The organism is Vibrio sp. V23_P3S9T160 (genome assembly GCF_963886625.1).
In the GTDB taxonomy this organism is placed as follows: domain Bacteria; phylum Pseudomonadota; class Gammaproteobacteria; order Enterobacterales; family Vibrionaceae; genus Vibrio; species Vibrio anguillarum.
Genome location: NZ_CAWPDB010000009.1, coordinates 1 through 9910, shown reverse-complemented (window position 1 = coordinate 9910; position 9910 = coordinate 1). Strand labels below are relative to the sequence as shown.

Genomic DNA, 9910 nt, shown 5'->3' with positions numbered 1-9910 from the left:
AATAGAGTTGGTATTGAGCACTTGTGCATGATTGACATCCCTATGTTCAATATTTTCTGGTATTAAGTGAGTAGAGTGAAGAAACAGGCTACATGTGGCATGTATGGTATGGTTGACTAAATTTTAGTGATGCTACAATGTTACGATCACAGGCGGGTAGATTTGGAGTTAGTTAAACATGGATAGAGCAGGCATCTCAGCCGTTAAAGTGACACTTATCTACGCAACATTTGCCGTGCTCTGGATATTATTCTCAGATATAACAGTCGAATTATTGCTAGATAACGCCCAGTTGCGCGCTCTCGCTCAAACCTATAAGGGGTTGATGTTTGTCAGTATTACCGCCTTACTTTTGCTCATGTTGGTGCTTAGAGGGAATCGCTTACTAGAAAAGGCCAATGATATGGACAGCCTCACTGGGCTGCACAGCCTTAGTATGTTTGTGCGCACTCTCAATATAACGATAAAGAAATTAAAGTCTAATGAGCGATTTATTCTTTGTTACCTTGATGTCGACGATTTTAAAAGTATCAACGAAACTTTGGGGTTTGAGTGTGCAGATGCATTTTTGCAGGATTTAGCTCACGATATTAACGAAATGACTTTGTCCGGCTCATTAGTATCGCGCTTACATGCTGATCAGTTTGCCAGTTTTGTAAAGTTGAGTGACGCTGTAGATATGGATTCTCATGTTCGGAGCGTCCAACGTCTGTATACCCATCGGGCCAAGCAACACAATATTGAAACAACTTGCTGCATAGGTGTTGCCATTTACCCAGCCGATGGTATCAGCGCCAGAGAACTGATGGTTTCCGCGACTGAGGCTCTTAATGTTGCAAAGAAACAAAAGAATGCCATTCAGTATCATGACAAAACATTAACAGAAAAAGCGATGCAGCGCCGACAAATGGTCCTCGATCTGCGCTTAGCGATCGACGACGATAGCTTAACGGTTGTATATCAACCTAAATATGACCTAAAAACATTAACAGTCAACGGTGTCGAAGTACTGATTCGTTGGAACCATCCTGTTAAAGGCGCTATCCCGCCTGATGTTTTTATCCCATTAGCCGAGGACAATGGCTTGACGGGCGCTATCTCCAAATTTGTGGTTGGAAAAGTATCACAGGAGCTGGGGCGTTCCGGAATATTGGGCACACAAATTAAACACGTTGCTGTTAATGTCTCCGCGACTGAGTTCAATAATGCTGATGAGATGTATGAACTCACGCGATTTATTCAGCAGCATGAGAATTTGAACTCATACATACGCATTGAAATTACGGAAACAGCAACGCTTACCGATATGAAAAAGAGTGTTGAAATTATTTCTAATCTGCAATCTAACGGGATTACTTTTTCCATCGATGATTTTGGCACTGGTTATACGTCACTTGCCATGCTCAAAGATCTTACTGTGGATGAAATCAAAATTGACCGCAGTTTCGTCTCTGAAGTAGAACATGATGATCGTTCAAGAACGATAGTGAATGCCATTATTGCTATGGCGCAAAGTTTTGACATCAATATTGTGGCAGAAGGCGTAGAGACAGCCAACCAATTGAAAATTTTGCAGGCAATGGGCTGTCAACAAGTGCAGGGCTACTACCTAGGACACCCAATGCCAGTGGAAGAGCTTATTGATCATTTATCCTCGAACTACCATCTGAAATCTTTCCTATAAATTAATCGCAAGCTGGGCATTACTACATTTGCAAAGTGTGTATTTAGTGAGCGTATCTGTATCTGTATTCCGATTGCAGTTCTACAAGGTGGTTTCTTCCCCCTCAAAGTTAGAGGAGGAAGGTTTTTATATCGAATTCCAACTGCTTAATTCAACGCAGCTCCCACGGTATAAGACTGAGCTCTTTGGATCACGATTTTCGGTTACCAACAACTCAGAGCTATTTTTTAGCGCTTGCCATTCATCAACAGACAAATAACGAGTTTGATGAATATTAATTAGGCTATCAATAGGACGTAACTTCTGACTATCTCTATCTCGCATCCACACCATAGCGTTACTTATAGCGACCTTATCCATTCTAAGGTTGTATTGCACACGGATGTTCGATTGCCCCGGCTTTTCTCCTTGGTAAGCGACTAAAGCAAAGTGATCTTTTTGTGCGTTGGATGACATCATGGCTAGGTAGTTGACGGGACGAATCTGCGCAATAGGTAGATCTAGCGTTAACGATGGAAAGATGAGTGGACGAATCACAATACCGAGTAGTAGTGCAAACATTACATATGCAGTGAGCCACCATCTACTTAGTTGGCTTTGTTTACTTTTCATACCTAGTGTGCTGGCTGCGATGTGCTTCCAGACTTGTTTTGGTGGTTTTCGCCATTGCATTTGTGCGGTTAATAAATCGGTAGCGGGGTTTAATTTAGATAGATGGTGTTGCCACTCATCAATGTGCTTCCACCAACTAGGGTCAGATTTCATTAAAGTTTCTAGCCGCCGACGCACTCGGAGTGTTAATGTACCTAGCACATATTCACCTGCCAGTTTGTCTCGCAATTCAAGGGATTGATAACGGCGACTTATTATTCGGTCAGACATCGTTTCAGCTCCTGTAATCCACGACGAATCCAAGATTTAATGGTTCCTAGAGGCGTTTTGACGTGTTGAACAATTTCGTAGTGACTCATGCCGTGTTGATAGGCCAGCACAATGGCATTGCGCTTTTCCTCTGGTAGAGTTTGGAGGCAACGGTTGAGGCGCTGATCCGTCGCTATACAGGTTATCTCTGGCTCGTGCTGCAGTTCATCGGTCTGCTCTGATTCTCGACGGCGTTTTCGTACTGCATCAATCGCAAGATTGCGCACGCTCTGACACAACCAAGCCCACGGATAATCAATTGGGCAGTAGTGGTCGTTGTACCAGATTTTAATGAAACCCTCTTGCAGAAGATCGGCGGCGATCTGCTCATCCTTCACCACTGAGTAGATAATTGTGTAAAGTCTTGTGCTGGTTAACTGATAAAGCGCTTCGAACGCTTGATGGTCACGAAGCGCTACTCGTGAGAGCAGTAAACCAATTTGCTGTTTATCTATGCTCACACATCCCTCATTGCTTAATTAAGTGCCAGACATTTTGCACACCATCGCCACTTTTATCGCCGGGTTGCTTATCTTTAAACCAGCGATAAAGAGGCTTACCTTGGTAGGTCCATTGATATTGACCATCAGTGCGTTGTGTTACGTCAAAATTACCACTGAGCTTGAGATTGGCTATGCCCATGCTGAGCAGATCTGGATTGACATACGCTGGTGGCCAATTGGTCGCGCACTTATCATAACAGACCGATTGATTAACTTTATCTTTATCAAAGGTGTAAAGAGCAAGCTGTTTGTCATCAACCAAATAGCGACTTTCCCCGTCGTTGTATAACTGAATTGTTACATCATCAGCCCGTGCAAGAGGCCAAACACCTTTAAAACCGGCACCGAGAATATCGCCAGATTTGGTATCTTTAAGCCAGCGGTACAATGGCTTACCATCTTTTGCCCACTGCTGTTTGCCATCTTCACGGATGATCTTGCTAAAACCGGGTTGATTCGAAAATCGCATGCTATTCTTCCCTTCGGCCAATAACGGCGGCCAATTCACCGCGCAGTCTCCGGTACAAGAAGATTGACCGTTACTGTCTTTTGTAAAAGTGTACAGGCTCTTCCCTGACCCATCCACGTAGATCTTGCCAATCGGTGTGTTTGCGCTTAATTCAGAAGCCACCAAATAAGCCGATGGCATCAACAAAAGTGTTGCTAGTAATATGTGTTTCATACTGGAGTTCCTTATTAATTTGTCCAACCTTCACGCTCAAAAAAGGGTTTGCCTTCTTTGCTACGTATAAAATCGATGAACGCCTGTGTTTGTGGATCGGCGTTTTCTGCCTTGGCGACAGTTAAATCGCGATAAATACGGCGTTCAGGCTCAATCTCGACATAATCTACTTGATCGGCATGATTCAAAGGCCAGTGAATCCAAGTAATCCACGCATCGGCATTTCGTTCTTGAAATGCTTTGAAACTTGCACCACTGCCTTTTGCATAAGCAATGATCTTACTTCGGAAGTTCTGAACATCTTGCAATGAACCAGTACGCCCTGCGATATCTTCCCATACTCCAGTACCTGATGTGTTATACACACCCAGTCCTTCCGTTACGACAATACGGGCAGGCTTATCAAGTAAATCGTTTACCCCTTGAATCTGTTTTGGGTTTCCCTTCGCGACAGCAATGACGGCTCGGCGAAGATAAACAGGATCAACATCTTTATCAGTAATAAAAGGATAGGTTTCCACAAATGCGCTCATTGATTGTTCAGAAGAACCAAAAAAGAGGTCAGCGTTGGATTGTGCTTGCTTGGTCCATTTGGATTCCGGCCCTGCAATTACGTTTATTGCCACGCCATTTTGTTGGCTAAAAGCATTTGCAGCATGGCGTAATGCAGAGTCAGGGCCGCCTGGGCCATATATATTAATGATTCCATCTTTAGGCTGATGCTTGATTTTGGGGTCCAATTGAGGGGATGCCAAAACTGTCATGCTCGTTAGGCTAATTGTCATTGTGGTTATCACCAGGTGAAACTTCATTTTCTCTCCTTTCTGATTTGTATTCAGATAAGAAACGATCACCAACAGCATTTGGATGCACCAAGCACGAAAAAAATTAAAAATGGCTAAAAATAATATATTGAATAGGAAAGAAGCGTTGCAAGCCAAGCGCTTTGAGCAGGTATTATTGAGTTAAAAATAAAGTCAGCACAAAGAAGGGCCATTCCCGCAGGGCGGGAATGGGTATAGATCAATAACAGAAATGAAAAAATGTGACTACAAGGTTTGCTGTAGTTGGAAATAGCGGCCTTGTTTGGCCAATAACGCTTGGTGGCTACCGTATTCTACGATTTCACCTTGTTCAATCAGGCAAATAGCATCCATTGTTTCTAACTCGACCAAGCGGTGCGTAATAAAGAGGACCGTTTTATGCGCAAAATGCTGCTTAAATAGAGCCAGAATTTGCTGCTCTGTTTGTTTATCCAAGCCTTCCGTGGGTTCATCGAGTAATAAAATTGAACCGTTGTGGAGCAGTGCGCGCGCGATACCGATGCGGCGTTTCTCTCCACCAGAGAGCTGACGGCCGCCATCACCCAGCCATGCGTCCAAACCTAGATCGTCCAATAGAGTATGTAAACCGACTTGCGTTAAGGCGTGAGCTAACTGTTGATCGTTTGCGCTTGGATTGGCCATCGCGAGGTTGTCTCGCAGCGTGCCATTGAGTACATCTACACGTTGGCTAACCACACTGATGGTTTGGCGAAGTTCACTCTCATTCCACGCTGTTAAGTGGGTACCTGCAATGGAGACGCTACCTTGCTGTGGATCCCAATAGCGTGACAGCAATTGCATTAAGGTTGATTTGCCAGAGCCTGTTTGTCCCACTATCGCAACGCGATGCCCTGCGGGAATATGGAGGTTGACACCGCGTAGCACATCTTGGCTGCTGTCAGGATAGTGAAAGGTTACGTCTGAAAATTCAATATCGAATTGACCTGAGTGCTGAGTTAAAGCGGTAGGAAATTGGACTTCAGGCTCAGCCAGAATAATATCGTTGAGGCGGCGAGCAGAAGTGAGTGTTTGTCCTAAATGTTGAAATGCACCAGCAATCGGCATCAGCAGTTCAAAACTTGCCATAGTTGCAAAAGCCACCAGTGCAATCATCGGGTCGGGTTGATTACCTGCCACACCATCGGCGGCAAGCCAGATCACTAACACAAGCGTCCAGCCATTAGCGAGCATGAGCAGTGCTTGTGCAAGGCCAGAAAAATGAGCGTTAGCCAATTGATTGACCAGCAATTTTTGCTGCGCGCTAAGAATCGCTTCACGGTAACGGTTTTCTGCACCAAACAGGGTCAGTTCACTGTAGCCTTGCAACCAGTCAAGCGTTGCAATACGCAAATCCGCCTTGTGCTGGGTGAGCTCGGCACCATTACGCTGACCCAGTTTATAAAAGAGGACAGGCCACACGAGCAGTAGCGTCAGAAGAATTGCACCAAGGGTTAAGCCAATGGCAGGGTCGAACCAACATAAGAATGCCGTTAACGCACTAATGCCCAGTACACCCACGGTTACTGGGCTGATTAAGCGTAAATAGACGTGATCCATAGCATCGATATCTGCCACTAGGCGGTTGAGTAAATCAGCGTCTCTGAGGTTTGACACGCGGCCTGGGATCAATGGCGCGAGTTTCTGGAAGAAGAAAATACGTAGATCCGTCAGCAGCTTGAATGTAGCATTATGGCTGACAACACGCTCACCCCAACGTCCTGCAGTGCGCCCCATGGCAAACCCACGTACAAACGCGCCCGGTAGCATGTAGTTGAATGTTTCACGAGCAATGGTTAAGCCTGCAATGGCCGCTGCGGATAAAAACCAACCGGATAAGGTCAGCAGGCCAATCGAGGCAAACAGGGTTAAAAAGGCCAGCAGCATACCAAGAGATAAACCAAACCAGTGCTTTTTATACAATTTAAGGTAAGGGATGAGATCACGCATCGAGGTTCCCCTTATTGGCTTCATCAAGCGCTTGATTGGCTTGTAACATATCAGCAAATAGCCCCTTTTGCTGGCTGAGTGTGCTGTAATCGCCTGTCTGAACTATCGCCCCATTTTGCATCACCAAAATCTGTTGCACCGATTTTAATGGTGCTAATTGGTGCGTCACGATTAAAGCGGTGTGGTGTTGAATTTGGCGGTTCAAACCTTGCATCACTAACTGTTCGCTGCGGGCATCTAAGCTGGCGGTTGGTTCATCAAGTAGCCAAAAATTGCCGTTTTGTAGCAGCGCGCGAGCAAGTGCAATTCGCTGAGCTTGTCCGACAGATAATCCACCGGATCGATCGGTGATGGCGTAATCCAAACCATGCTTGTCGACAAATTCAGACGCATAGGCATTATCTAAAGCCGAACGAAGCGCTTCGTCACTCATGTCATGCTTGCCGAGGGTGATATTTTCCGCGATGGTTCCGTGCACTAATAAAGGGTTTTGCCCAACCCAACTGATCTGTTTACGCCAGCTGTTATGCTCAAGGTCACTCAGTTCAATACCATTGATTTTCAAACTGCCTTGGTAAGGCATGAAGCCTAAAATAGCGTTCACTAAGCTGGTTTTACCCGCACCACTGGGCCCGACCAGCGCAGTGGTCGAATGGTTATCTAACGTAAATGAAATTGGGCCGACCAAGCGTTTTCCTTCAGGGCTAAACACTTCAAGATCTCGCGCTACAATGTCAATCTGCTGTGCACCGTCGAGCGAGATAGACCCTGATTTCACCTTGCTAATGTCTGTTTCCAAAAACTCGACAATGCTTTCAGCCGCGCCGACAGCTTGTTGTTTGGCGTGATAAAAGGTGCCCAAATCACGTAATGGTTGATAAAACTCAGGCGCAAGGATCAAGATAAATAGGCCGGAAAATAGAGTCACGGCTGTACCGTAGTAGCCGAAATTCAACTCGCCAATAAAACTAAAACCAAAGTAAACGGCGGTGATGGCAATCGAGATCGAGGTGAAAAATTCTAACACTGCTGATGATAGAAAGGCGATTTTCAATACATCCATTGTGCGAGTGCGAAAGACTTCAGAAGCGCCTTTAAGCTGATCGGCTTCGGCTTGTGTGCGGTTGAATAGGCGTATTGTAGTCATCGACTGCAGGCGATCATAAAAGTGACCAGATAACCGCTGCAGTGCCTTGAAATTTTTACGGTTAGCATCGGCCGCTTTCATACCAACTAATGCCATAAACAGCGGCACTAATGGTGCGGTGATTAAGAAGATCAAACCCGCCGCCCAGTTGACCGGAAAGACCACAATTAAAATTATAAATGGGATCAATACAGACAGTGACATTTGCGGTAAATAGCGCGCAAAAAAGTCCTGCATGTTTTCAACTTGTTCAAGCAGCAATGTCGCCCATGCACCGGCAGGTTTACCTTTAATGTAAGCGGGGCCTAACTCGCGAACTTTATTCAGTATTAACTGACGGATATAAATGCGGATCTGCTCTCCGCAGCGAAAACCCGCAATTTCACGCCCCCATGCGCACGCGGCACGTGCGGCAATCGTCACCACCAAACCAAGAAAATAGGGAATGAGCTCTGCTTTATCAACTTGTTCAATAATCAGTTGATGCAGAATGGAGGCGAGGAGTGCGGCCTGAGCCAGCAAAAACACACTTGATAATACGCCAAGGCCAACAGCAATCATTAACCAGCGTTTTGCCAGTTTACTTTGCTGTTTGAGCCAATTATTCAAGCTACGTTGCTTTTTCTTATCCATTTCGAAGGCTTAATGAGAATTATTATGTAAACGGAAGGGCGGTAGTATACAAAATAAAGCCCGATGGATATACCACCGGGCTGTAGGGTTTTGTTATAAAACTGGAAAATAACCTTTTGCTTACTTGTCGTTCATGCCTACTTATCGTTCAAGCTATCTAGGTAACGTTCCGCATCTAATGCGGCCATACAACCTGTTCCTGCCGAAGTGATCGCTTGGCGATAGTTGTGATCCATCACATCACCAGCAGCAAACACACCTTCAATACTAGTTTGAGTTGCATTACCATCAAGGCCAGATCTGACCACGATATAGCCTTCTTTCATCTCTAGCTTACCAGCAAACATGTCGGTATTCGGTTTGTGACCAATCGCGATAAAGACGCCCATCACGTCCAGATCTTCTGTCGTTTCTGATTGGGTGTGTTTCATACGAACACCCGTCACGCCAGTTTCATCACCTAACACTTCCTCTAAGGTGCGGTCAGTGTGGAGCACTATGTTGCCGCTTGCGACTTTATCCATTAGACGATTAATCAGAATTTTTTCTGCACGGAACGAATCACGGCGGTGGATTAGGTGAACTTGTGCCGCAATATTGGATAAATAAAGTGTTTCTTCCACAGCGGTATTGCCGCCGCCCACAACGGCCACTTTTTGGTTACGATAGAAAAAACCATCGCAAGTAGCACAAGCGGAAACTCCTCGTCCTTTAAAGGCTTCTTCTGAATCTAAACCTAGGTAACGTGCGGATGCTCCTGTTGAAATGATCAGAGCATCGCAGCTATATTCTGCACTATCGCCTTTAAGGCGGAATGGCCGCTGTGAAAAATCAACTTCATTAATATGATCAAACACAATCTCAGTTTCGAAGCGCTCTGCATGCTCTTTCATTCGCTCCATTAAAGCAGGGCCCGTGAGGCCTTCGGCGTCTCCTGGCCAGTTTTCTACTTCTGTAGTGGTCGTTAACTGACCACCTTGCTGCATACCGGTAACGAGAACTGGATTAAGGTTAGCGCGAGCTGCGTAAACGGCTGCCGTATAACCAGCCGGGCCTGAACCAAGAATAAGAAGTTTGCAATGTTTCACGTTGCTCATGGGGACTCCAGTATCGAAAATGCTCGAAAATTTAACACGATTGTAGGGAATATCTCGAGTCAATTAAAGCGATTACATGGGCTAGCTTAGAAATAATCGTTATATAGCCAAACTAAGCAATGATGGGACTTGGCTAATAAGTCAGCCAACGTGTTTTTAAGCAATTTCGGCCGCTGGCTTTAGCCGCATAAAGCAGTTGGTCGACTTCTTCACACAATGCTTGGAGGTCTAAATCAATATTCGTTGCGGTCAACACGCCAAAACTCGAAGTGACGGATACCGATTCTCGTGATTCGGTTACAAAATCGTGGTCTTCAATTTTCCGGCGTAAGGTTTCGGCAATTTCGCTAGCGACGCTTAAGTCAGTGTCGGGTAGTAAGATGAGAAACTCTTCCCCACCGTAGCGAGCGACAACATCGGAAGAGCGTACCGATGACTTAAAGATAGCCGCAATTTCCACTAATACTTGATC

9 protein-coding genes are annotated in these 9910 nt (G+C 45.3%); 1 reads left to right on the top strand and 8 read right to left on the bottom strand.

The genetic code is table 11. The annotated features are described in order from the left end of the window. The first annotated feature begins 178 nt into the window (after window positions 1-178). Window positions 179-1684 (top strand): putative bifunctional diguanylate cyclase/phosphodiesterase, encoded by a 1506-nt coding sequence (locus AACU59_RS00445; RefSeq protein WP_094145166.1) that lies wholly within the window; start codon window positions 179-181, stop codon window positions 1682-1684. 126 nt (window positions 1685-1810) lie between these two features. On the opposite strand, the gene AACU59_RS00440 is transcribed toward AACU59_RS00445, so the two are convergent. From AACU59_RS00440 to AACU59_RS00405, 8 genes are all read right to left on the bottom strand, one after another. Further along, complete coding sequence (locus AACU59_RS00440) at window positions 1811-2566, bottom strand: hypothetical protein (RefSeq protein ID WP_094145165.1); 756 nt, start codon at window positions 2564-2566, stop codon at window positions 1811-1813. Continuing rightward, window positions 2551-3066: an RNA polymerase sigma factor gene (locus tag AACU59_RS00435; protein WP_013857135.1), complete on the bottom strand. Its 516-nt coding sequence runs from the start codon at window positions 3064-3066 to the stop codon at window positions 2551-2553. The genes AACU59_RS00440 and AACU59_RS00435 overlap by 16 nt, the downstream gene beginning before the upstream one ends. Before the next feature lie 7 nt (window positions 3067-3073). Next, entirely contained in the window at window positions 3074-3790 is a 717-nt protein-coding gene (locus AACU59_RS00430; protein ID WP_029189733.1) for a COG4315 family predicted lipoprotein, read from the bottom strand. A gap of 14 nt (window positions 3791-3804) precedes the next feature. Then, window positions 3805-4602, bottom strand: coding sequence for a substrate-binding domain-containing protein (locus tag AACU59_RS00425; RefSeq protein ID WP_094145167.1), 798 nt, complete (start codon window positions 4600-4602; stop codon window positions 3805-3807). A 237-nt stretch (window positions 4603-4839) separates the two neighbouring features. Beyond that, a complete protein-coding gene (gene cydC / locus AACU59_RS00420) occupies window positions 4840-6561 on the bottom strand; it encodes a heme ABC transporter ATP-binding protein/permease CydC (RefSeq protein ID WP_010318237.1) in 1722 nt (573 codons plus the stop codon). After that, window positions 6554-8341, bottom strand: a complete 1788-nt coding sequence (cydD, locus tag AACU59_RS00415; protein ID WP_094144520.1) for a heme ABC transporter permease/ATP-binding protein CydD — start codon at window positions 8339-8341, stop codon at window positions 6554-6556. Before cydD ends, cydC begins: the two co-directional genes overlap by 8 nt. A 137-nt stretch (window positions 8342-8478) precedes the next feature. Further along, window positions 8479-9438 (bottom strand): thioredoxin-disulfide reductase, encoded by a 960-nt coding sequence (gene trxB, locus AACU59_RS00410; protein ID WP_094144521.1) that lies wholly within the window; start codon window positions 9436-9438, stop codon window positions 8479-8481. Between the two features lie 133 nt (window positions 9439-9571). Next, on the bottom strand, window positions 9572-9910 hold a 339-nt coding region (locus tag AACU59_RS00405), incomplete at its 5' end, for a GGDEF domain-containing protein (protein WP_161437768.1).

What these genes read in the sequence shown, in the direction of transcription:
- AACU59_RS00445 (WP_094145166.1), top strand. Translation starts at nt 179, where the DNA reads ATGGATAGAGCAGGCATCTCAGCCGTTAAAGTGACACTTATCTACGCA.
- AACU59_RS00440 (WP_094145165.1), bottom strand. Translation starts at nt 2,566, where the DNA reads ATGTCTGACCGAATAATAAGTCGCCGTTATCAATCCCTTGAATTGCGA.
- AACU59_RS00430 (WP_029189733.1), bottom strand. Translation starts at nt 3,790, where the DNA reads ATGAAACACATATTACTAGCAACACTTTTGTTGATGCCATCGGCTTAT.
- AACU59_RS00425 (WP_094145167.1), bottom strand. Translation starts at nt 4,602, where the DNA reads ATGAAGTTTCACCTGGTGATAACCACAATGACAATTAGCCTAACGAGC.
- cydC (WP_010318237.1), bottom strand. Translation starts at nt 6,561, where the DNA reads ATGCGTGATCTCATCCCTTACCTTAAATTGTATAAAAAGCACTGGTTT.
- cydD (WP_094144520.1), bottom strand. Translation starts at nt 8,341, where the DNA reads ATGGATAAGAAAAAGCAACGTAGCTTGAATAATTGGCTCAAACAGCAA.
- trxB (WP_094144521.1), bottom strand. Translation starts at nt 9,438, where the DNA reads ATGAGCAACGTGAAACATTGCAAACTTCTTATTCTTGGTTCAGGCCCG.